Annotated in this window: 21 protein-coding genes; 7 read left to right on the top strand and 14 right to left on the bottom strand. The window is 40.5% G+C overall.

What is annotated here, in order from left to right; genetic code table 11:
* Positions 1 to 168 precede the first annotated feature (168 nt).
* From NOM01_RS03560 to yneA, 6 genes are all read right to left on the bottom strand, one after another.
* A complete protein-coding gene (locus tag NOM01_RS03560) occupies positions 169 to 897 on the bottom strand; it encodes a GntR family transcriptional regulator (protein ID WP_255746462.1) in 729 nt (242 codons plus the stop codon).
* A gap of 4 nt (positions 898 to 901) precedes the next feature.
* On the bottom strand, positions 902 to 1,642 hold the full coding sequence (gene nagB / locus NOM01_RS03555; RefSeq protein ID WP_255746460.1) for a glucosamine-6-phosphate deaminase: 741 nt from the start codon (positions 1,640 to 1,642) through the stop codon (positions 902 to 904).
* A gap of 1 nt (position 1,643) precedes the next feature.
* A complete protein-coding gene (gene nagA / locus NOM01_RS03550) occupies positions 1,644 to 2,813 on the bottom strand; it encodes an N-acetylglucosamine-6-phosphate deacetylase (protein ID WP_255746457.1) in 1,170 nt (389 codons plus the stop codon).
* A gap of 361 nt (positions 2,814 to 3,174) precedes the next feature.
* The gene (locus tag NOM01_RS03545) at positions 3,175 to 3,348 is read right to left on the bottom strand and encodes a hypothetical protein (RefSeq protein ID WP_255746455.1); all 174 of its coding nucleotides are present in this window, start codon (positions 3,346 to 3,348) and stop codon (positions 3,175 to 3,177) included.
* A gap of 90 nt (positions 3,349 to 3,438) precedes the next feature.
* Entirely contained in the window at positions 3,439 to 3,654 is a 216-nt protein-coding gene (locus NOM01_RS03540) for a YneF family protein (protein ID WP_253060792.1), read from the bottom strand.
* 344 nt (positions 3,655 to 3,998) lie between these two features.
* On the bottom strand, positions 3,999 to 4,310 hold the full coding sequence (gene yneA, locus NOM01_RS03535) for a cell division suppressor protein YneA (protein ID WP_255746454.1): 312 nt from the start codon (positions 4,308 to 4,310) through the stop codon (positions 3,999 to 4,001).
* Between the two features lie 169 nt (positions 4,311 to 4,479).
* Here yneA and lexA point away from each other — a divergent pair, with 169 nt between their 5' ends.
* The 3 genes from lexA (at position 4,480) to NOM01_RS03520 (ending at position 7,303) form a co-directional block, all read left to right on the top strand.
* Positions 4,480 to 5,091, top strand: a complete 612-nt coding sequence (gene lexA / locus NOM01_RS03530) for a transcriptional repressor LexA (RefSeq protein ID WP_255746453.1) — start codon at positions 4,480 to 4,482, stop codon at positions 5,089 to 5,091.
* A gap of 175 nt (positions 5,092 to 5,266) precedes the next feature.
* Positions 5,267 to 5,602, top strand: coding sequence for a phasin family protein (locus tag NOM01_RS03525; protein WP_255746452.1), 336 nt, complete (start codon positions 5,267 to 5,269; stop codon positions 5,600 to 5,602).
* Positions 5,603 to 5,623: 21 nt separating this feature from the next.
* On the top strand, positions 5,624 to 7,303 hold the full coding sequence (locus NOM01_RS03520) for an ABC1 kinase family protein (RefSeq protein WP_255746451.1): 1,680 nt from the start codon (positions 5,624 to 5,626) through the stop codon (positions 7,301 to 7,303).
* Here NOM01_RS03520 and NOM01_RS03515 read toward each other — a convergent pair.
* Positions 7,277 to 8,575, bottom strand: coding sequence for an MFS transporter (locus tag NOM01_RS03515; protein ID WP_255746448.1), 1,299 nt, complete (start codon positions 8,573 to 8,575; stop codon positions 7,277 to 7,279). The genes NOM01_RS03520 and NOM01_RS03515 overlap by 27 nt on opposite strands.
* Before the next feature lie 72 nt (positions 8,576 to 8,647).
* The gene (locus tag NOM01_RS03510) at positions 8,648 to 9,280 is read right to left on the bottom strand and encodes a hypothetical protein (RefSeq protein ID WP_255746446.1); all 633 of its coding nucleotides are present in this window, start codon (positions 9,278 to 9,280) and stop codon (positions 8,648 to 8,650) included.
* A gap of 234 nt (positions 9,281 to 9,514) precedes the next feature.
* On the opposite strand from NOM01_RS03510, the gene NOM01_RS03505 reads away from it, so the two are divergent.
* Positions 9,515 to 11,245, top strand: a complete 1,731-nt coding sequence (locus NOM01_RS03505) for a pyruvate oxidase (RefSeq protein WP_255746444.1) — start codon at positions 9,515 to 9,517, stop codon at positions 11,243 to 11,245.
* 145 nt (positions 11,246 to 11,390) lie between these two features.
* On the opposite strand, the gene gnd is transcribed toward NOM01_RS03505, so the two are convergent.
* On the bottom strand, positions 11,391 to 12,290 hold the full coding sequence (gene gnd / locus NOM01_RS03500; RefSeq protein ID WP_255746625.1) for a phosphogluconate dehydrogenase (NAD(+)-dependent, decarboxylating): 900 nt from the start codon (positions 12,288 to 12,290) through the stop codon (positions 11,391 to 11,393).
* Between the two features lie 181 nt (positions 12,291 to 12,471).
* Between gnd and NOM01_RS03495 the strand changes: the two genes are divergently transcribed.
* Positions 12,472 to 13,647: an MFS transporter gene (locus tag NOM01_RS03495; RefSeq protein WP_255746443.1), complete on the top strand. Its 1,176-nt coding sequence runs from the start codon at positions 12,472 to 12,474 to the stop codon at positions 13,645 to 13,647.
* Between the two features lie 88 nt (positions 13,648 to 13,735).
* Here the strand turns inward: NOM01_RS03495 and NOM01_RS03490 are convergent, their stop codons facing one another.
* From NOM01_RS03490 to NOM01_RS03475, 4 genes are all read right to left on the bottom strand, one after another.
* The gene (locus tag NOM01_RS03490; protein ID WP_255746441.1) at positions 13,736 to 15,577 is read right to left on the bottom strand and encodes a glycosyltransferase family 39 protein; all 1,842 of its coding nucleotides are present in this window, start codon (positions 15,575 to 15,577) and stop codon (positions 13,736 to 13,738) included.
* Positions 15,578 to 16,442: 865 nt separating this feature from the next.
* Positions 16,443 to 18,347 carry a PTS fructose transporter subunit IIABC gene (locus tag NOM01_RS03485; RefSeq protein WP_255746439.1) on the bottom strand — a complete coding sequence of 635 codons (1,905 nt, stop codon included), beginning with the start codon at positions 18,345 to 18,347 and terminating at the stop codon, positions 16,443 to 16,445.
* A gap of 152 nt (positions 18,348 to 18,499) precedes the next feature.
* Positions 18,500 to 19,264, bottom strand: a complete 765-nt coding sequence (locus NOM01_RS03480; RefSeq protein ID WP_255746437.1) for a DeoR/GlpR family DNA-binding transcription regulator — start codon at positions 19,262 to 19,264, stop codon at positions 18,500 to 18,502.
* A 122-nt stretch (positions 19,265 to 19,386) separates the two neighbouring features.
* Positions 19,387 to 20,259, bottom strand: a complete 873-nt coding sequence (locus NOM01_RS03475; RefSeq protein ID WP_255746436.1) for a putative RNA methyltransferase — start codon at positions 20,257 to 20,259, stop codon at positions 19,387 to 19,389.
* 199 nt (positions 20,260 to 20,458) lie between these two features.
* Here NOM01_RS03475 and NOM01_RS03470 point away from each other — a divergent pair, with 199 nt between their 5' ends.
* Positions 20,459 to 20,908: a DUF4395 domain-containing protein gene (locus NOM01_RS03470; protein ID WP_255746434.1), complete on the top strand. Its 450-nt coding sequence runs from the start codon at positions 20,459 to 20,461 to the stop codon at positions 20,906 to 20,908.
* A 92-nt stretch (positions 20,909 to 21,000) separates the two neighbouring features.
* Positions 21,001 to 21,354, top strand: coding sequence for a hypothetical protein (locus NOM01_RS03465; RefSeq protein ID WP_255746432.1), 354 nt, complete (start codon positions 21,001 to 21,003; stop codon positions 21,352 to 21,354).
* Between the two features lie 242 nt (positions 21,355 to 21,596).
* On the opposite strand, the gene NOM01_RS03460 is transcribed toward NOM01_RS03465, so the two are convergent.
* Positions 21,597 to 22,142: a DUF6944 family repetitive protein gene (locus NOM01_RS03460; protein ID WP_255746430.1), complete on the bottom strand. Its 546-nt coding sequence runs from the start codon at positions 22,140 to 22,142 to the stop codon at positions 21,597 to 21,599.
* Between the last annotated feature and the right edge of the window lie 80 nt (positions 22,143 to 22,222).

The raw sequence follows: 22,222 nt of genomic DNA, 5'->3' as shown, positions 1-22,222 counted from the left end.
CTCTACTCTAATCATAAGGGAATTTTTTAATTAAGTAAATTTTATTTAATTAAATCTAATTAATAAGTTTTTCTTATCATAAATAGTTTTTAAAGCCATCCTCATTGGCTATTATCTCCTTAAACGTAGTATTAAAAAATAAAAAAGAGAATAAGCACAGTTAAATGCTTATTCCCTAGGAAGTGTCGCCATAAATTTATAGCGATCAGCCCGGAATAATGACTTTGTCAATTCGATTGGACATCCATTTTTCAAATAGGAGCAGCGTTCGATTAATAAAATCGGAGAACCCTTTGGAATATCCAGAACCTTCGCTTCCTCGGCTGTAACAACAGATGCCTCAATCGATTGAATGGCATGATCAAAAGGAAGCCCGCACTGCCTCTCAATATATTGATAAAGTGACGGACTGACTTGTTCCTCAGTGAGATTAGGTACCATTTTAACTGGAATATATGAGGTTTCGATTGCCATCGGCTCATCATCAGCAAGACGTGTTCGCTTGATTTCAAATACATCATCATGCTCGTCTAATGCGAGATGATCCGCTACTTTGACAGAAGCACACACACGTGTGAAACTCAGCATAATACTGCCAGGTTTCATCCCACGGCTGATCATATCCTCTGAGAATCCGTTTAATCCAAGCAGAGATTTCTCAATTTTGTTCTGATCCGAAACAAACGTACCTTTTCCTTTAATACGTATAAGTACCCCCGAATGTACCAAATTCATAACAGCCTGTCGCACAGTCATTCTCGACACATGAAACTGATCGGTAAATTCTCGTTCAGATGGGATTTGATCACCGGATTTCAAATTCCTGTTTTCAATTAACTGCTCAATGTATTGTTCAATTTGATAATACATCGGTACCGGAGATTTACGGTCAATCATTTCATCAATCCTTGCTCATCGATATTAGAGATAATGCAGGTTCATCGGCAATCACGGTAACATCCGGATGCTGTGTAAGGGCAGAAGCAGGAAAGCTGCTGTCAGGCAAAGACGCGTGGATCAGCTTGCTCATTGCCTCAGCTTTTTCCTCCCCGGATGCAATCAAAAGAATTCTTTTGCTCTTTAAAATGGTTCCGATGCCCATAGTAACTGCTCGTTCAGGAACATCCGAAAGACTCCTGAAATAACGAGCGTTGGCTTTACGCGTTGATTCCGTTAATTGTACTACATGTGTGCCAATCGTTAAAGGCGTTCCCGGTTCATTAAATCCGATATGACCGTTTCGACCTATTCCAAGCAGTTGAAGATCGATACCTCCAAGACTGGCAATCAAATCATCATAGTGCTTGGACTCTTCCTCTGAAAGATCTGAGCTACTTGGAAGATAGCTCTGATTCTCCGGAAGATCAACATGATTAAAAAAATGACTTGCCATATAGGCATGATAACTATTGGGATCCTTTGGATCAATACCGGCATACTCATCAAGATTTACTGTCGTAATCTGTTGATAGCTTGTTCCGTTTTGACGATGATCGGCAACAAGTTCTCTGTATGTCCCTTCAGGTGTCCCTCCAGTCGCAAGCCCAAGCACAGCATTCGGTTTCTTGCGAACAGTTTCTATGATTAATTCAGCAGCCTTCCTGCTCATCTCATTTTTATCCTTAACAGCAATAATTTTCATCTTAATGCACCTCTTTCTTTTGATAGGCAATTGTTCCCCGGCAGATCGTCAAAACGAGTTCGTTTTGTTCATTTAGAACAATCAAATCAGCATCTTTTCCGTTCTCAATCGATCCCTTATGATCAAAAACGCCGCATTGCAGTGCCGGATTAATCGCACCCATTTGTACAACATCGCTCAGTGTTGCATCAGTAAAAGCAAGGATATTTCGCAACGAATCCTTCATTTTCAATACACTGCCTGCGATCGTACCGTCTTTAAGCAAGGCAAGTCCATTATCAACAAACACATCCTGACCACCAAGATCGTAAACGCCTTTATTCAGACATTTTGCACGCATGGAATCGGTGATCAGAATCATTCGATCACTGCCCTTTAGTTTATAGGCTAGATTCACCATTCCTTGACACACATGATGTCCGTCGCAAATCAACTCAGTGTATAAATCATGGTGCAATAATGCTCCTCCAAGAATTCCCGGCTCGCGATGGTGCATACCTCTCATTCCATTGTACAGGTGGGTAACTTGTGTTGCCCCTGCATCAATCGCCCGAATTACATCCTCATCAATACCGTTCGTATGACCGATTGACGCGACAACCTTTTGTTTTTTTAAATGACGGATAAAATCTAATCCGCCTTTAACTTCTGGCGCCATCGTTACTTCCTTAATACGGTCCCCACAGAGTTGCTGCCAATGGTCGAATAAATCACAGTCCGGTTCAAGAATATACTCTTCAGGCTGTGCTCCGGTCTTTTCCTTATTAATAAACGGACCTTCCAAATGAATTCCGATGATTTCCGCTTCTCCACGTTTCTGATGACCGATCAATTCACCAGCATTGACTAAGGCTTTTTCTATTAGAGGAACTGACTGCGTGATCGTTGTCGCTAAAAATGATGTTGTCCCTTCTTTAGCAAGAGCAGTAGCTATCGTACTCAATGCCTCGGGAGTTGCATCCATTGTATCTGCACCGTTTGCACCATGAATGTGCATATCAATCATGCCCGGTAAACACTTGTAAGTTGAAGGAAATTGCAATGTCCGGTCCGCCGTCTGATTTTCATTTGATCCAATACTGACAATTTTGTCCTTATCGATCAGAAGACTGCTTTTTTCTAACCATTCATTTTGACTGTAAATAGAACATCCTTCAATTTTAGTCGTCATACGATCGCTTCCTTTTTTCTTTTATTTTATCACTCATTAGAATTACTTGTCTAGACATCTATACGTTAAAAATTATTTTCATTGCTTTCTTAAATTACGATCTTTTCTGTCATTGTTCATTCGCATAAACGAGGGGTCCTTCTTCTTCTCAATCATCTCTCTTTGTGTGGATAGTGGATAGCGTGACTAAAAGCTTTGATCATTAGTTTAACCCCTCGTTTTTATAGGTGTCCTCCGAAGCCCGTATATTTCCGCTCTGAAAAAGCTCTGAGACTAATTCCACCAAATAAATATAGCGCTTTCATAATTATTCATAAGCATTACATCAGTATAAACTGCAATTCCATTCAAAAATAAACACTTAATAATGTACTGATGAACCGAAGTAGCTGCATGGACAAATGCAACTTGAATTGTCCAATGTTCTCACATTTCGTGCACAGAAATAAAAATCAACCTGTGCCATTTTAAAATAAATCGGCAAATATGCTTTTGCAGCAATTGAACCGATCCCAATAACACTTACTTTGAGCATTGAACACCCCCCCTGACTGAAATTTATTAGTACTCACTTTTTTCTATTGTAAAAACCCCCATGAATAGCTAATTCATAGGGGTTCATTACTCATTTCATTTGATGATTGATCGCTTTCATCATCTGATTAATCTTCTTTTGCGACGGTTGCTGACCCATTTGAGCCATCATGACACGCAACATGTTTTCATTAATCGGCGGATTCTTTTTTAGGTAATTCATCATATATCTACGGGCGATTAAAAAGCCGAGGATCAATCCGGCTGCTAGGCAAATCACGCCCACGAGTATGTATAACCAGAGCATGCGTCTGCTTCCTCCTTGTGTCAAATGTCCATAGTTCAGTTTACACTATCACGCGAATTCAGGTCAACCTCATACCCATGAAACATAGCCTTTTCCGCACATTTTCGGCTGGAAGACAAAAAAAAGAAAGCGTGTTCTTATAAATTAAGAAATGCTTTCTTCTGAAGGAGGATGAAAAATGGCCATTAATGATAAATAATCATTAATGGAATAGAACTTTGCAATCACAAATTAAAAAGCAAAAAGGAAAAGACAATTGTAGCAGTACATTGTCAAATCATTCCCTTTGTTATATAACAGTATATCACAAAACACTTTTTTTGCCAATTCTGCGGCTAAGATTTTTAACGATTCTTTAATTGATTATCTGTTATCGGGATAATCAACTTTTGATTCGGAACAATATGATTTCGAACTAGACCATTATTGTCTTTAACCCAGGTAACAAATGCATGTTTCGTGAGCTTAGGATTATTAGCATGGTATGTTGTAGCAATTGACCACAACGAGTCACCGGATTTCACTGTAATTTTGACATAATTATTCTGATCGGCAGCAACCGTATTTGTTAAAGTAAAGAAAAGAATGACTGTCATAATACAAAATAATACAATAAATGAAATTCCCTTTGTTTTATTATGTGCATGAGTATTCATCTTGTTTTACCTCCGCTAGGAATATTTGTTCTCAAGAACGCTTGTTCGTTTGTTTTCTTCATTTTAATACGAACGTACATTTGTGTCAATGCTTATTTTAGAACAAATGTTTGCATCTGAATTTCCCAGATGATATACTATTGACAAGATAAGGAAAAGGAGAAGTATCATGAAACTCTCAACTCGGCAGCAATCTATACTCGATTTTATTAAGCATGAAGTTGCGATTAAAGGATATCCGCCATCGGTTCGCGAAATATGTGACGCTGTGGGGTTAGCATCCAGCTCAACGGTACACGGTCATCTTGAAAGGCTTGAGAAAAAAGGGTTTATTAGGCGTGATCCTACAAAACCTAGAGCAATTGAAGTGCTCGATCATGATGGAGACATCTATACAGAAAAGACAGTAAGTGTTCCTGTAATCGGTAAAGTAACGGCAGGACTTCCTATTAGTGCTGTTGAAAATATTGAAGAATATTTCCCTGTTCCAAGTTCAATGGTCGAGGATGAAGATGCATTTATTCTCAATGTCTCCGGTGAAAGTATGGTTAATGCCGGCATTCTTGATGGTGACAAAGTCATCGTCCGTCAGCAGCGGACTGCAGAGAACGGTGAAATTGTCGTTGCTATGACCGATGAGGACGAAGCTACGGTTAAACGTTTTTTTAAAGAAAACAATCATATAAGGCTCCAACCGGAAAATCCTTCAATGGATCCCATCTTGCTTGATAATTGTGTCATTCTTGGTAAAGTAATTGGTGTTTTCCGTTCGATTAAGTGATCTCAACTGCCAAGTGTATGAATGATTCTGAAGCCTTAGGGTACGAAAGAACATCTGTTCCTTCGTGCCCTTTTTCAATTGATTATTGAAGTATTCACAATTAGAAATGGCGAATTCGTATACATGACCCACTGAGTCGGTTAAAATGAAGAAAAGCACAAGGAGGGATAAATCTATGAACGATTTCCTGAAGAAAAGTTTTCTCATAGGGCTCGGCGCGACCATCACCAGCAAAGATAAGGCAGAAAAATTTCTGAATGACCTGTCAAAAAGCGGCGGTGCAGCAGCAGATGAAGCAAAATCGCTTCTAGAATCTTTCAATGAAAAAGGGAAAGAAAACACGGACAAGTGGCGCGCAGAGTTTCACAAAGACATTGTTGATGCAATTAAGGATCTCGGCTTTGTATCACAGGAAGAGTACGGGAGTCTTAAAGAAAAAGTGACGCTTTTAGAAGCTGAACTCACAGAATTAAGGCAAAAAGTATCTAAGAGAGAAAGCAGCGAAGACTAACCTGCACACTAGGTGAATGCTATGATTGGAAAACATATACGCCATATTAAAAGATATCAAGAAATTGTTTCCGTTCTCGTAAAATATGGCTTTGGCTATATTGTTAAAGATGTCGGTCTATTTCATTTACTTTCATTACCGAAACAGATTGCATCAGACTTCTCTGGAAACGGGAATGATCAGAAGTCTCTTGGACAGCGTATCCGTTTAATGCTTGAAGAATTAGGACCAACCTTTATTAAGCTTGGCCAGCTGCTCAGCCTGAGAACTGACATTTTACCAGAGCAAATTGCAGAGGCAATGCGCGGACTCCAGGATCGTGTCACTCCGATCGATGCCCAATCCGTCAAACAGATCATTCAACAAGAATTCGGTAAACCAGTTGCTGAAGTTTTTGCTCAATTTGATGAACAATGTATTGCCGCTGCCTCCATTGCTCAAGCACATCATGCAAAGTTAAAATCCGGCGAAGAAGTTGCTGTTAAGATACGGCGTCCGGATATTGAATACGTGGTGGAGAACGATATTGAAATTCTATGGGATCTTGCTTCTCTCGTTGAGAAACGCTATGAATGGGCTAGGACATATCAAATTATCGATTTGGTTGAAGAATTTTCACTGGCAATCCGCAGCGAACTTGATTACGCGATGGAGGCGCGAACAACTGAAAAACTGTTTGATTTTTTCAAGAATGATGTGAATGTGATCATCCCCAAAATCTATCGAGATTATTCGACAGCTAAAGTGCTTACCCTTGACTATGTTCATGGGTATAAATATGAAGAATTGATTAAGAGTCCGCCAAAAGATGTGTCCAACAAAATTATCTGTGAACGGCTTGTCCGGTCATTTCTTGATCAAGCCTTAATCTGTGGCATCTTTCATGGCGATCCGCATCCTGGCAACCTTTTTTTCTTCCCCGATAATAAAATCGGGTATATTGATTTTGGACAAGTTGGACATTTAAACGAATCGATGAAGCACGACTTCGGCAATTTAATTATCGGTCTGATGAAAGGAAATACCGAACTGCTTTTCCGCACTATTTCCACGATGACCGTCATGCCGGATGACTTGAATGAGCGTCAGTTGAAAGACGATTTGGAAACTCTGCGCGAGAAATATTATCGTCTGCCATTTAAAGAAGTTCACATCGGCAAAGTCATTTCTGATGTTTTCGCTGTTACCAAAAAGCATCATATCGGTATACCCAAAAATTACACGCTCCTTGGCAAGGCCCTAATCACTCTGGAAGGCTTGATCACCACTCTGGATCACGACACGAACATTCTCGAGCTTGCGGAACCTTATGGGCATCGTCTGTTAATAAGAAGACTTGATCCTACTGAACTTTCAAAAAAGTTATTGATGAATGGTTACGATGTTGTTGAAAACAGTATGCGTCTGCCTTCCCTTTTACGAAAAACCTTAACGCATTTATATAAAGGCAAAACACGTGTCGAAATGAAACTGCCGCAACTGGAAGTTCTGCTGGCCAAACTGGATCGCGCCGCAAACCGGATTTCGTTCAGTATTATGCTGCTCTCACTCAGTATCATTTTGGCAAGCATTATTCTTGGCGAAACGTTCGGGTCGCGTTCATTAATCACAAATGTGCCCATTATCGGCATTGCAGTAACCATTGTGCTTTTCATGTTTATGATCGTTCTTTTGTCAATTTTTCGTTCCGGCCGTTTCTAAGTGCTTCTGTTCCATAAATTGATCATTTGAGCGTTCTTCTAGAGTATCTGCCGGTACAAAAAATAAATAGTAGAAAGCGGATAATATGGTCACGGCACCGACAATCAAAAATAGAGATTCAACAGACAAATAAACCGGAAAAGATAACGTGATCAATCCAAGTGTCAGTGATTGAGAAAGCATTAAAATCGGCGTACTCCAGCTTTCCACTCTCCCCATCATTTTTGGATTCACCAGATGCGGCATCCATCCGCCGATCGCAACATTGACCAAAGGAATCAACAGGGTTGCAAGAAAGATCATAATTAAAAACATATATACAGTCGGCACGTATCCAGCGCCGATCATAAACACACCGCTGACAAGCAATCCGGCAATGATCATCGAACGAAAGCGGCATTTTCCTGCACACAAGGCGGCAATGAGACTTCCAATTAAAATACCTAATCCTGCAATTACTCCGGTCCACACGGAAAATAACTCGTAAGAATCGGGAACAAGCTTATATTTCAAAATAAAAATGAGCATAACGCTGCATCCGCCATTAATGATACCGAAAATTGCAAAACTGGCAACGAGCGAAGTCAGCAGTTTATCTTTAATGATATAATGCATACCCTGATTAAAATCGGAAATAATTGAGCGGAATTTTGTTGTCTGCCAATCGTGGACACCATTAGGCAAACGAACGTCGCTTTTAATATAAGGGTGACGAATCAATAGTGCTGACAGAACAAAAGATAGCGCATCAATAACAATCGCTCCCTGCAGACCAAGATTCCAATAGACAAATGCTCCAAGCCCATTTCCGAAAATCATAAAAACACTGCTCACCATTTGATTGAGACCTGCAGCAACTGCGTAATCCCCTTTTCTTAAGATCCCTTGTAGAATTGCTTGTTCAGCAGGAGCAAAAAATTTTGCGACAGCAGCGCGCAAAAAGATAATTGGGAAAATTAAACTAAATTGGCCGAGCATCACCACGGCAAACAAAACAATCGACAAAAGAGCACTGAGCCAATCACAATTTGATGCGATTTTTTGCCGATCCATTCGATCCGCGGCAACACCGACAAGCCAAAAAACAAGAAGTGACGGAAGTGAAAACATCAACTCATTCAATGAGGCTAGATAAGGCTGATGACTGAATCGATCAAGGAAGAAGAAAACGAGAGCTGTCATGCCTATGACACTCCCAAGCTGTGATGTAACAGATGCAGCAAACAACATTGAATAAGTCTTGTTTTTAAAAATAGCCAACACAGATTTCATTAGATTCCACTCATTTCCAAGTCATTTATTAACTCCATGAACAAATGATAAAATAAATGATTAGAAAAAGATTCAATCTGATGTTGGGTTTCCGTTCAGACCTCCGTCGGATTTTACCTCAGCCTTGATGGATAGATGAAACAAACGTGAACCGATTGACGGGTCAAACTTCGCTGCCAATCGATTCAATTGATTTTGAGCTATAATTACACTTTTTAAATCATTCTGCTTGTCTCCAAGCATACGGCTGCATTCCTCATAAATAAGTTTGATTTTTTGATTATCAATCCCTTTTCCAGCAAGAAAAAGTGTACCCGCTCTACCGTATTGCGGCACAACAGTGACCCAATCAGCATCTTTTTGATTGGAAATCATTCGGCAAACGCTCTTCTTTGTGAGGTCTGCGACAACAAGCAGTACATCCTGCCATTCAGCCGAAATACTTTTTACTCCGTGCTCAAGTCGAGAAAGCATTGCTTGATTAATGACATAGGGTTGCGAATTAAATGGCATATCGTTCTTTACCCTATTTAAAAGGGCCGCACTTCCTGTGCAAGCGATAAATTGCCTTTTTGAAATTCGAAGGAAACTCGGTTTATTTCCTAAACACCGCTTTATTTTTCCCTTCTCAATGACTTCCACCAAAGTACCATCACTTACAGCAGATATCCATTGATCAGTAGCAATAATTGAAACAAAACTCATAATTACCCCTCTTCTCGCTTCCTTTTATTATAGGGTCTTTAAAAAATTTTAAAAAGTGGGTTCAACTAAAATTGTTTCAATGGATATGAGCAGATAAATTTGCATTTTTCGCCAAAAGTCATAAAATGTACCCATAAGGTTCAGTTTGTTGTCACATTTATATAAATAGAACTCTTGAAAAATGATGTAAATCATGGTTCAAGAAAACAGCTTGATTCTGAGGAGGAACCCATTATGGGAAAAGTAAAAGCTAGTGAGGCAGTAGTAAAGCTTTTAGAAAACTGGGGTATCGATCATATTTATGGAATCCCAGGCGATTCAATCGATTCGATGGTTGAAGCGTTGCGTAAAGAGGAAAGCAAAATCAAATTTTATACCGTGCGTCACGAAGAAGTTGCGTCATTGGCAGCTGCAGCATATTCTAAGCTCACCGGAAAAATCGGTGTTTCACTTGCTATCGGCGGCCCTGGAGCCATTCATCTGCTGAATGGCATGTATGACGCAAAAATGGATCATGTGCCGATGCTGGTTCTGGTCGGACATATCCCTGCACGTTTAACCGGTACCGATTATTTTCAAGAAGTTGATACGGTTGAATTATTCAAAGATGTCGCTGTATATAACAAGAAGATTACCAGTGCGGAAAGCTTCCCGGCAGTTGTCAACCAAGCTATTCGTACGGCTTACCAGGAACGCGGCGTGGCTGTATTGTCAATCCCGGACGATATTGCAATGGGTGAAATTTCGGATAACGCTCCGCAGCTCTCTACTGTATTTGAAAAGAAGATACCCGGACTCGTTCAGAACGATTTGAATGATGCCGTAGCATTAATCAACAGCGCAAACAATCCCGTTATTTTAGCAGGAGTTGGTGCAAAAAGTGCAAAGAAAGAATTAAAGGCCTTTGCTGAACGCATTTCCGCTCCAGTTGCCGTGACACTGCCGGGTAAAGGTGCCCTTTCCGATAGTCATCCGAACTTTATTGGAAATATCGGCAAAATTGGTACTAAACCAGCATATGAAGCGATGAAGAGTTCCGATCTGCTGATTATGATCGGAACGGATTATCCATATGCAGCTTATCTGCCGGAAGGCGCGAAATGTGTTCAAATTGATATTGATCCAATTAAGATCGGCAAACGTTATTCTGTAAATGTTGGTGTTGTTGGCGATGCGGCTGAAGCCCTTGCCTATTTAAATGAGCATGTTACTCCTGTTGATGATCGTCCGTTCTTGAAAACCTGCCAAAGCAAGATGGCCACATGGTGGAAGTGGATGGATGAGGATCAAGAGAAGAAACAAACACCGATTGCTCCTGAAGCACTTATGTCAGCGATTGAATCGATTTCAGAGGATGACACCATCTATTCTGTGGATGTCGGTACGTCAACTGTTTGGTCAACACGTTATCTCAAAGTCTCAGAAAAGCAGGATTTCATTGTGTCAGCATGGCTGGGAACAATGGGTTGCGGTCTTCCCGGCGCAATTGCTGCTAAACAAGCATTCCCTGATCGTCAAGCGATTGCGATCAGCGGAGACGGTGCATTCGCTATGGTTATGCAGGACTTTGCCACTGCTGTTCACTACAAACTGCCAATTATCGTTATTGTTCTTAACAACAAGCAACTGGCGTTCATTAAATATGAACAACAATCTGCCGGTCAGCTAAAATATGCTGTTGACTTTGGAGATATTGACTACGCTAAATTTGCTGAGGCATGCGGCGGAAAAGGTTTCCGTGTTGAGAAGTACGACGACCTCAAGCCTGCGCTCGAACAAGCAAAAGCTTCAATTGTTCCGGTTATTTTAGATGTAGCCGTCGATGTTGATGCTGCTCCACTTCCAGGAAAAATTGTTATGGACGAAGCAAAAGGCTATGCTCGTTTCACTGCCAAGTCGATTGCTGAAAATCATAAATTAGAAAAAATGCCTCCAATGAAAACTGTTGTACGGAGATTCTTATAATCATTTGAGAGCAAAAAACGTTTGTTTGGGAATTAGCCCAAACAAACGTTTTTTTTATATCAAATCAGTATTTAATGATTTTCTCAGATAAACGTGAAAAAAGATCTGCCACTTATAAACGGCAGATCCTTTATTGTGCAAACATTTATTTTTTTACAACGGCATGTCCGCCGAATTCATTGCGCAAAGCAGCAACTACTTTTCCCGAAAATGTATCGCTCTCAAGTGAACGATAACGCATGAGCAGCGAAAGCGCGATGACCGGAGTTGGCACTTGCATATCCAGTGCAGTCTCCAACGTCCATTTTCCCTCACCTGAAGATGCCATGACACCGCTCAATTTTTCTAGATTCCCGTCTTTCGAAAAGGCATCCTCGAGAAGTTCAACCAGCCAGCTGCGAATGACAGAACCATGGTTCCATACTTTTGCGACAGCTTGATTATCATAGTCAAAGTCGCTCTTTTGCAGAACTTCAAAACCCTCTGCTAATGATTGCATCATACCGTATTCGACGCCATTGTGCACCATTTTCAAGAAGTGGCCACTGCCTGCCTTACCCGTATAAAGATATCCGTCCTCGACCGAAAGTGATTTGAATAGTGGCTCCAAATAACTAAAAGTCTGTTTATCTCCGCCGACCATGACACATGCGCCATGACGCGCACCGCTCATGCCACCAGAGGTACCGACATCCATAAATGACACACCTTTTTCCTTGCACAGCTCATAACGTCGAACAGAATCGGTATATCGAGAGTTTCCTCCATCAAGAATTATATCTCCCTTATCAAGCTGCGGCAGCAGACTTAAAAGGGTCTGCTCGGTAGGAACTCCAGCTGGAACCATCATCCAAAACACACGTGGTTTCTCAAGTGCGTCAACAAGCGCATCAAGCGAAGTAAATCCATCAATGCCTTTCGATTCCTGCGCTTTCGTTACCGCTTCTTTTGACAGGTCAAAAGCCTTCACTTCAAAACCATGCTCAGACATATTCATGGCAAGATTATAACCCATCTTTCCTAAACCAATTAAACCGATTTGCAATTCAATCACCTAATTTATCAATTATTTAAGTCGCTCCAATCTTAGTTTAACCCATACAAGCGGCTTATCCAAATCAATTTTTTTATGAAACAAATTTATTTTCTAAGTACAGGCAAAATATTTCACATCCAAAAAGCAATCTGCTACGATTTTCTTGTTACATTCCAAAGGAGGGTTTTTGATGAAAACATACCCGCTTTCACTCTGGACTTTGGTGATTGGCGCATTTGCAATCGGAATGACTGAATTTGTAATCATGGGCTTACTTCCCAATGTTGCACAAGACCTCCATGTCTCCACCGCAGCTGCCGGTCAGCTGATTACCGGATATGCAGTCAGTGTTGCTATAGGCGGCCCAATTATTGTCATCGCAACCTATAAGATGGCAAGAAAAAATGTGCTTATGCTCCTCATGGCCATTTTCAGTATTGGGAACTTCTTTGCCTCTATCTCAATCAACTACGGATTATTAATGCTCAGTCGTGTCGTCACCGCAATCGCGCATGGCTCCTTTTTTGGACTTGGTGCCATCATGGCTGCAAGCCTTGTTTCCAAAAATAAACAAGCCTCTGCAATGGCGCTCATGTTTTCTGGATTAACTGTTGCTAATATAGTAGGTGTTCCCTTCGGCACATTGATCGGGCAACGCTTAGGTTGGAGAAGCAGTTTCCTTGTAATCGGCATTATCGGCTTAATCGCTGTCATAGGATTATTTGCTCTTGTTCCCAACAAAGAAAGCAGCAAAAAATCATCGTTACTAAGCGAATTAACTGTTTTGAAAAGCGGAAAACTGTGGGTCACCTTGTTAATCTCGTTGTTTAGCTTCGGCAGTGTTTTTGCATTTTTTACGTATATCACACCTGTTCTGCAACATATGACAAGCTTCGGTGATCATGCTGTCGACTTCACTTTGGTGGTTTTCGGTATCGGAGTCACAATTGGTAACTTAGTTGGTGGAAAACTGGCGGATTGGCGTCTCAATGAATCCTTGATTGGATTGCTCATTTCTCTTGAACTGTTGTTTGTCATTTTGTTCTTCGTTCAATCAAACGCGGTTTTAATGGTAGCTGCCGTCTTATTGTTTGGAATTCTCGCATTCGCCCAATCACCTATTCTTCAATACAGGAGCCTTGTGCTGTCACAAGATGCACCATTAATGTCCAGCACATTGAATCAGTCAGCAATGAATATTGGAAACGCTGCAGGAGCATTTTTTGGAGGGTTATCCGTTCAATTTCTACCGCTTAGATACTTAGCATTAACCGCTCCCCTGCTTTCATTTGTCGGTCTTGTTCTGCTTCTCCTACAGCTTTATTTTTTCCATACAAAAGTAGTCAGAAGTTCCGTTTCCAGCTAATGCCTGTTTAACATGTTTTTCGTTTTGATCAAGCCATTTTATCAGAAAAATGATTACGCCGACCTTTAAGATGCCCATAGATGGATCATTACACGGGGTCAGGATGAAGATGCATCGGATTTGGTTCCGGCTTGCGATATACATCTGCAAAAAAGATAAGCATGGCTAATGCTAAACTCAATAAGAAGAAATACATTGCAACACTCAGATATGGTTTGTATACTTTTTTATAGACACGGAATTGAAGATCCTTGTTCATGACCAAATGTGCATCTTGAAATAAAACCCCTTCCAAGTACAAATCTCTCTGTTCGAATAAGCCTTTTCCATGGATTGATAAGTCCAGAAAGGCATCCTTTTGTCCCGTAATTTTAGAGATTGTCAATTGATAGTCCATTTTCCCTGGAAGCGTATGATCGAGAACTAGTTCCGACAACCTGTCCTTCTCCATATCATCCGCTGAAATAATCTTTTTTGTTTTTTGTTTTTTTCCGGATAACGGATGAATGGTCAACTGATAATTTGCTTTGCCGATAGACCCAGCTTTTCCTAAAGCAATATGATCAAAATCACGATCCGCATAAAACGTTTGTCGTACTACATTTTGTTCAGAAACATGTGCATAGATACCACCCTTTCTCTGACTTTGGTTAACTGAGTAGCGATACTGCACATCTGAATCCTGAGTAATCGGCTTCAAATGAATCGCAGCGAGGCAGATCAAGACAATAAAGAAAAGATGAGCTCCTCGCTGTGTATTTATCCAAGGAAGCTTAAGGGATACATGGTTTCGCACTTTTTGCATAAGTCTCGTCAGCTCTTTCAGCCCATAGCAACATCCGATCAGCATCGGAAACAGAAAAAGTAAAGCGTATCTTGGCTCGGCTTCCCAAATAAAGATGTAAAAGAGATAGTTTCCAAAAAGCATGATTTGGATCAATAAACTTACGTCTACTTTTTTAAGTCTGAAAAAACGCATAACTGAACAAAAAAGCAGCATAAAATGGAAACAATGAAATATTTGAACAATGAACAAGACAAGTTGCTTCTGGCCACCGAAAAAATAATCATAGATAAGAGAATGATTCGAAGTATTGCCCATATACCAGTAGTAGCCCATGGAACCGTCCGCGTAAACGCGAAATGCTTTCAATAGCCACAAATAAGACAATTCACTTACTGATCTTGTTGTTAATCTTTTCTTAATTTCGCACAAATTTATTTCTTTTTTTTGCGCCTGCGTAGGCTGCCCAAGAGTTTTCTTGAAATCGCGGATATTATAACGTCCCTGTTCTGACAGTCCCAGCATGACCCAGTGTGTGGTCGGCATCTTGTATTGCGGCATTGCTTTAATGTGAGCTTTTTCGGCCAAGTTGCCAGTCGCCAGCTGCATCAATATTATTAAAATGATTACACTCGTCCCGATTATACACGCCGTTTTCAATTTTGATCTGAGAATCAAATACAAAATAATTGCTGGAAGAAATAAAATCAGATTTTGACGAAGAACGCAACCGACTGCTAAAAGAAAGCAAAAAAGGATTGCATCAATTGGTCTTCTTCTCTGTTCATATCGGAGCCAAACGTAGAGAAGTAGCGGAGGCATCATAATCATCAATGTATCCGAGTAAAAGTAAAGTGTGTAAAAGAAAATTGGCGCACATGACAAAACAAGAAGCAGAAAGATCGCACTCATCCTTCGTCCAAGGAGCAGAGAAACGACCTTCCAAGAATAGAAAATGCCAATATTGAGTATTGCCAAACACACCGCATGATCAACGATGAACAACTCTTTGTTTGAATGAATGGGCAAAAGATAGTAGATGATGTATCGAAAAAGCATAATGGGAATGTTATTAGGATAAATTTGAAAATAAATGCTGTCTTCACTGAGAGAACCGTTATTTTGGAGCAAATCAAAAGCTTTCATAAAGACATGGCCCCCATCAATTTCCGGGGGTTGAATGTCTGCAAAGGCAACAAAAACAAAGCACTCAAAAAGTCCAATAAAACTAAACAGCAAAATAATGATTTTTTTTACATTCCGTTCTGAACAGGATGTTAGAAAATGATTAAATGAAAGAAAAAAAAGAAAAATAATCGCAACGTAAAAAAGCAGCATAAAGGATAAGTCAAATGATGAAAAAGCAATTTTTCCGTAATAACTACGTGAATTCATAAATATGGGACCAAGCACGCTCATAAGGAAAAAAAGTCCTGCAAAAAGTGCAAAACCAATGCAAAATAGTCGTATCAATCTATGTTTTAGGAACAGCAATCCGATTCACATCCGGGTAATAATTCCATTTTTCTCATTCAGTATTTGTTAAACTGCTCACATTTATTACAATATGAGCAAAATAATATTCACTTTCCACCTGCATCATTTCAGTAAGAATCTTGTTACGTCAGGTTACTTTTACCTTTTTATAGGTAAAAGAAAAACCGGGCAAAAAGCGCCTGGTCCTTACTTCTCTTTCGCGTTACATACAGGACGTATGCGTATTTAGTGACAGCTCCTTTGATACTTGAGAGAGTTCCTTTTTTAGCATGGGTTTGTGTCTTTGTGGTGCTGAATCATCGCTCCGGTTGCTCGCATCAACTGAGCACGACCACGGACAGTCTGAGAGTCTCCTCAGACAAGCAGAAATCTGCCTGGTATCGCGCCTCTACTTTGATTCTCGGCCAAGACACTGGTTTATTCGTTTAAATACGGGCAAAATCATATACTTGACACACAAAAAAACGGTCGATACATAATCGACCGTTCTTCAATACATCTATTTATAACACTTTTATTTTTGGGTTACAGGCTTTTTCCATAATCCCAGAATCAATCCTGAAATGACTGCCCCGACAATTATTGAAATCAAGAACAAGATTGCGTGATTGCCGAGCAGGACAACGAAAATTCCGCCATGCGGTGCAGGGATATTAATGTTCCAAAACTGAGTCAAACCTCCGGCAATTGCAGCCCCGATAACACTTGACCCAATCACACGCAGTGGATCAGATGCTGCAAATGGAATCGCACCTTCAGTAATAAAGGAAAGACCAAGAATATAGTTAGTAATACCTGCTTTTCGTTCATCTTCAGTAAATTTATGCTTAAAGATAGATGTTGCCAAGGCAATTGCGAGCGGCGGTACCATTCCGCCTGCCATAACGGCTGCCATCATAAGTCCATTTGTATTACCGCTGCTCGTGAAGACACCAATAGCAAATGTATATGCGGCTTTGTTAACAGGGCCGCCCATGTCAACAGCCATCATACCGCCGAGTACTATACCAAGCACAACAGCATTTCCAGTGCCTAAGTGATCAAGAGCGCCAATCAATCCCGTGTTCACCCATTTGAAAATCGGATCAAGAATATAATACATTAATCCGCCAGTAATCAATAGACCAAATACAGGATAGAGAAGAATCGGTTTCAAACCGTCTAACGTACGCGGAAGACCGCTGAATGCTTTCTTCAATAAGATGATTACCCAACCTGCAAGAAATCCGGCTGCCAGACCTCCAAGGAAACCGGCGTTCGAAGAGGCTGCAAGAAAACCGCCGACCATACCTGGCATCAACGCAGGACGATCACCTATGCTCATTGCAATATAACCAGCCAGAATAGCAATTAGGAAGTGAAACGCACCGGTGTCACCTCCTGCGATCGCACTCAACATTTGGAAAATGGTATTGTCTTTACCAAGTCTTTCAAATAAGAACGATATAGCAAGCAAAATACCGCCACCGACAACAAAAGGAAGCATGTGTGAAATACCATTCATCAAGTCTTTGTAAATTCTGCTCCAAATCGATGCATTTGCCTCCGGAGCATCGTTTTCAGAGGCTCCGCCTTCAGCGTGATAAACCGGTGCCTGTCCCTTGAGTGCTTTATTAATTAACTCTTCCGGCTTGCGAATTCCGTCACTGACCGGTGTCTGAAGTACCTTTTTTCCATCAAAACGTGCCATTTCAATTTTCTTATCCGCCGCAACAATAACACCGGAAGCGCGCTTGATTTCATCTTTTGTCAGCACATGTTTTGCACCTTCAGAACCATTCGTTTCAACGCGTATTGCTACGCCCATTTCTTTTGCTTTCTTTTTCAATGCATCTTCTGCCATATACGTATGTGCAATTCCCGTTGGGCAGGCTGTAACGGCAACAACAAATTTCTCTTCAGTTGATGGAGACGGAGTTTGCGTTGATTTTGCAGCTTCTTCTTTCGCTTCTTCAGCATCATGCTCAGCTTGTTTGTCATTAAAAAGTTGTGCGACTTCACCGGTCGTTTTCGCTTTTTTTACCTGCTCAACAAAATCATGATCAATTAATAAGCGCGATAACGCAGCAAGCGTCTGAAGATGCACATCTGCTGCGCCTTCTGGTGCGGCGATCATGAAGAACAAATCGGAAGGCTGTCCATCCAGTGCTTGATAATCAATGCCTTGTTTACTTCGACCGAAGACAACCGTTGCTTCATTAACTGCCTTTGTTTTTGCATGGGGCATGGCAATTCCGTCACCAATCCCAGTGCTTGATTGTGCTTCCCTTTTTAATATCATTTCTTTAAATAATTTCGGATCGTTAATTCTTCCGTTTCGTTCCAAACTAGCAATCAGTTCATCAATTGCGCCTTCTTTAGTCGTGGCTTGCATATCCAGAACCATGGCGCGTTCAATCATTAGATCTGTAATTTTCATTGTTGTGCAACTCCTTTTTCAGTTTCTGTAGAGCAACAAGATTTTTCTGAAATACCGTCTTTAACGGAACAATTCCATATAATAAATTTCATGAAAATTGGTCGTTTGGCAAGCACTTTCATTGTAGGATCAATCTTCGACTCTCTTTTCCATTAAGAGTCAGCTGAACGGTCTGCAATATAAACTACGGTTTTCTCTGTCATTAAGGATTGGCATCTTTCCGGTATTTGATCCGTAATAATGGCTGCCTTATCCAAATCAAACATCTTGCAAAAAGATATTTCAGAGAACTTACTGCTGTCTGAAACGACATAAGAACTGGATGCAAGCTGATGTGCACATCGCTTCAATGCTGCTTCTTCCGGATCAGGGGTTGTATAGCCCATCGACGAATCAATTCCGTTAACGCCAATAAATGCGGTATCAAAACGAAATAGATTAATATTCTGCATTGCAATGCTGCCAACGACTGCCTTTGTATTCGGTTTCATTAGACCGCCTAGCAAATAACACAATATTCTTTTGCGAACAAGTAATTCAGCATGAGCAGGACCGTTAGTGACAACGGTTACATTTGCTGCCCTAATAAAAGGAATGATTTCAAGTGTCGTGGTCCCTGCGTCAAGATAAATACAATCGTTATCCTTTATTTTCTGAGCAGCCAGCTTAGCGATCGACTTCTTCTGCTGAACATTCTTAAGCGTCTTAGTTTCCATGTCAGGCTCTTCATTGAGCTTTCGCAATAAAGACGCACCACCATGAATACGACGAAGCAAGTGACGGTTTTCCAATTCCTGTAAGTCTCTGCGGATCGTTGATTCGGAGGCAGCCAACATTTGAACCAGTTCCTGCATTTTAACAACAGAAGTGTCTGTTAAAATTTTCAGGATCAATTGTTGCCTTTCTTCAGCCAACATACTCATTCCTCCACAAAAAATATTCTACCACACTTTCAGCCAAAATCAATCAATTTGCTTCAAAAAAGTTCAGCGCTTACAATTTATCGCGATTACTAATGATTAAAGTTGAACGATTCTGATTAGTACGCTCTGCTGCCGATAAGAATTTCAAACTCAACCGTAATTATTGCGGAGGATTTTTCAAACCACTGTTTCTGTATTGCTTCAGAAGCATTCCACGCGAGCGGCGTCATCTTCATCAAGTCTCTGATTCCATCCTGATCCAATTGAACTGTATAACTTATCTTTTGCACGGATGCGTTTGGATAATGCCGTTGAAATAAACTGAATGTGTCCGCATTAGAATAGTGTGATTTTTCTGCGCCAAGTAATGAACGTCGGAGTTCCTTAAGATAATCACTACCCGGAATGACTTTTATTATTGATCCACCAGGCTTGAGCATTCGATCAAAGGTGTGGTAATTGGATGGTGAAAGTATGTTTAAAACAACATCAAATAAGTGCTCGTTAAAAGGTGAATGGGCCAGATCAGCTACAAACCAATTTTGATCCGGATAATTCTTAGCAGCTGATTGAATGCCCTCTTTTGCCAGATCAATACCATACCCCTGTATGTTATTTGACGAGGCGATTGCAAGAAGCTGACAGATCTTGGCAAGATGTGAACCCTCTCCGCAGCCGAGATCAAGAATACGAACAGACTCATTCTTTAGATTTTTTATTTGTTCAGCAAGAGCCGCAATCAGTGGGTCAAAGAATCGGTGATCAACAATGACTCTTCTGCGTGCCTCAAAAAGTACTTTTTCATAATGCGTATGGACCGGTTTCGTTACCAGGTTTACATAGCCTTGCTTGGCGATGTCAAACGTATGTCCTTGCTTGCACATCAAACTTTTTTGAGCAACACTATCCATATCAGCACCGCAGACAGGACATCGGAACATATCTCTATTTAAATGCAATTGTTCGGCGCAATGTATTCGTTTATTCATGATTTAACTCGACCTTCATTCCTTAACACGTATTGCATCATTATACCACAGTACATAACTCCTCAATGCTTCATAATATCATTGAGGATAGATATCGATATTGAGGATAGATATGATCTTTCAAATAATGTATATCAATGGAGATATTAAGCCTTAAAACGTATAATAAATTTATTCCTATATGAAAGGTACGATTAATATGAATGATGCTGCTACTCCATCAATTCCTCGACCGCTCGTGAGAACGAATCAATGGGTCATTGTACTAAGCGTTGTCGTATCGATGATTACACACCAGTACTGGCTGCTTTTGATTCCTTTACTCTCAGGACTCTCAGGGCTCTTCTTTCACTACAACCCTGTAATGGCATTAGCAAAACCATTCTTGAGAAAACTGCTTAGTACCTATATTCCGGAAGATAAACAACAGCAAAAATTCAATCAGACAATCGCAGTGTCCTGTCTTTTCATTGCATTCATTAGCTTTCTTCTGCATTGGACCATTGTCTCCATCATCTTTTCAATAATCGTTGGTCTTGCAGCTTTTATCGCTATCCTCGGTTTTTGCGTGGGATGCTACATTCACTTTCAATGGTCGCAATATCGCCAAAAGCGCCTGCAAGCACAGAATCAATCGAAACAACTCTGAGATTATCCATCTTCATCGAGGCTTGTACTGCATAGGTGTTGTCACCAGTCGAAACCTGGGTGAATACACTAAGGCGAAAAGGAGCGATGAATATGTCGGATATTTATGATGCACCCGAGCAGCAGCTCTTTGTCCCGCAGATGATGGAGGAACGAGCTGCGCAGCAACCGGAAAGCAATAACCAAGCCATCCACGATATGTGCACTAAATTAATGAACTTCCACGTTATTGCACAAATGGCTGATGGGTCAAAAATGGATGGTATTATCGAAGAAGTGAACGAACAAGGCGTTGTCATGCTCGTTCCCGAAAATGTGAATGAAAATGAGCGTTTTTATCAAGGGCCAGGCGGTCCAAGACCAAGATTCAGACGATTTAACCGTTTTCTGTTTCCTTTTATTTTCTTTGCGCCACCATTTTTCTATCCGTACCCTTACTATTATTAAAATAAAATCTACAGTCATCCAAATGAAAAAGACGCCTCTTCAACATGTTGTATCACACATTACAGAGAGGCGTTTTTATTGTACAATAAGAAATTCAAACTTCGCTTTCACCAGTGGCTTTTCGAAGCCTAGTTTTCTAACACAAATAAGAAAAAATATTAATTAGAGGAATTAGTGTAAGTGCAACTATTGCTTCACTTTTACCAGAGACTTTGCGAAGCTAAGTTTTCTAATATTACTTATTAAGCTGTTTCGGCAAGGTTACCGAGCATAATTGCGATGGCCCCGCCTGTTTCAATCCACGTTCCTGCCGTTACCGTTGGATCGAACAGTGTATAATCATCCTCTTCATCCAATAACCTCTTTCTTCCCTGTGCCTGCATAAAATTACCTAAACAAAGCATTGCGATTCCAACGAATGAGTACATTTTCTTCCAAACAGTCCGATCAGTAAAAAGAATCATGTTTGCCAGTACTTCTTTCAAATTCGACGACATGGCTTGCACAAGCAATTTTCGGTCGTCGTCTTCATCATTAATGAATTGAATAGCAAAAGAGCCATAACCAATGATCGTCAGAGCAACGCTTAATTGCGCTAATGGATCCTCGGATATGAATTCCGCAAAAAGAGCGCCGGCGCCAACCTGGATTAAACTGCCTAGAAAAACCAATTGATCTTGTGTTTCACGATCCAAATTTTTTATTGGCGTCTGTCCGATGGAATTCATCACTTTTCCAATTGCTATGGATGTAAACGCTATGTTTTTGGACAGTTCTTCTCTATTCATCATTGTTCCCACCCGTCACACGAACCTCAATACTTTATCCTATTCAATAACGGGATAAATGATTGAACTATAGTCAAAAG

The organism is Sporolactobacillus sp. STSJ-5, assembly GCF_024385605.1.
In the GTDB taxonomy this organism is placed as follows: Bacteria; Bacillota; Bacilli; order Bacillales; family Sporolactobacillaceae; genus Sporolactobacillus.
The sequence above is the reverse complement of the archived record's forward strand: the minus strand, read 5'-3'. Positions and strand labels throughout refer to the sequence as shown.

Bases quoted from the DNA above. Each gene is read 5' to 3' on its own strand.
- NOM01_RS03560 (WP_255746462.1), bottom strand. From the start codon at position 897: ATGATTGACCGTAAATCTCCGGTACCGATGTATTATCAAATTGAACAA.
- nagB (WP_255746460.1), bottom strand. From the start codon at position 1,642: ATGAAAATTATTGCTGTTAAGGATAAAAATGAGATGAGCAGGAAGGCT.
- NOM01_RS03485 (WP_255746439.1), bottom strand. From the start codon at position 18,347: ATGAAAATTACAGATCTAATGATTGAACGCGCCATGGTTCTGGATATG.
- NOM01_RS03540 (WP_253060792.1), bottom strand. From the start codon at position 3,654: ATGCTCTGGTTATACATACTCGTGGGCGTGATTTGCCTAGCAGCCGGA.
- NOM01_RS03515 (WP_255746448.1), bottom strand. From the start codon at position 8,575: ATGAAATCTGTGTTGGCTATTTTTAAAAACAAGACTTATTCAATGTTG.
- yneA (WP_255746454.1), bottom strand. From the start codon at position 4,310: ATGAATACTCATGCACATAATAAAACAAAGGGAATTTCATTTATTGTA.
- nagA (WP_255746457.1), bottom strand. From the start codon at position 2,813: ATGACGACTAAAATTGAAGGATGTTCTATTTACAGTCAAAATGAATGG.
- NOM01_RS03495 (WP_255746443.1), top strand. From the start codon at position 12,472: ATGAAAACATACCCGCTTTCACTCTGGACTTTGGTGATTGGCGCATTT.
- NOM01_RS03475 (WP_255746436.1), bottom strand. From the start codon at position 20,259: ATGAATAAACGAATACATTGCGCCGAACAATTGCATTTAAATAGAGAT.
- NOM01_RS03490 (WP_255746441.1), bottom strand. From the start codon at position 15,577: ATGAAAGCTTTTGATTTGCTCCAAAATAACGGTTCTCTCAGTGAAGAC.
- NOM01_RS03525 (WP_255746452.1), top strand. From the start codon at position 5,267: ATGAACGATTTCCTGAAGAAAAGTTTTCTCATAGGGCTCGGCGCGACC.
- NOM01_RS03465 (WP_255746432.1), top strand. From the start codon at position 21,001: ATGTCGGATATTTATGATGCACCCGAGCAGCAGCTCTTTGTCCCGCAG.
- NOM01_RS03520 (WP_255746451.1), top strand. From the start codon at position 5,624: ATGATTGGAAAACATATACGCCATATTAAAAGATATCAAGAAATTGTT.
- lexA (WP_255746453.1), top strand. From the start codon at position 4,480: ATGAAACTCTCAACTCGGCAGCAATCTATACTCGATTTTATTAAGCAT.
- NOM01_RS03480 (WP_255746437.1), bottom strand. From the start codon at position 19,264: ATGTTGGCTGAAGAAAGGCAACAATTGATCCTGAAAATTTTAACAGAC.
- NOM01_RS03510 (WP_255746446.1), bottom strand. From the start codon at position 9,280: ATGAGTTTTGTTTCAATTATTGCTACTGATCAATGGATATCTGCTGTA.
- NOM01_RS03460 (WP_255746430.1), bottom strand. From the start codon at position 22,142: ATGAATAGAGAAGAACTGTCCAAAAACATAGCGTTTACATCCATAGCA.
- NOM01_RS03545 (WP_255746455.1), bottom strand. From the start codon at position 3,348: ATGCTCAAAGTAAGTGTTATTGGGATCGGTTCAATTGCTGCAAAAGCA.
- NOM01_RS03470 (WP_255746434.1), top strand. From the start codon at position 20,459: ATGAATGATGCTGCTACTCCATCAATTCCTCGACCGCTCGTGAGAACG.
- NOM01_RS03505 (WP_255746444.1), top strand. From the start codon at position 9,515: ATGGGAAAAGTAAAAGCTAGTGAGGCAGTAGTAAAGCTTTTAGAAAAC.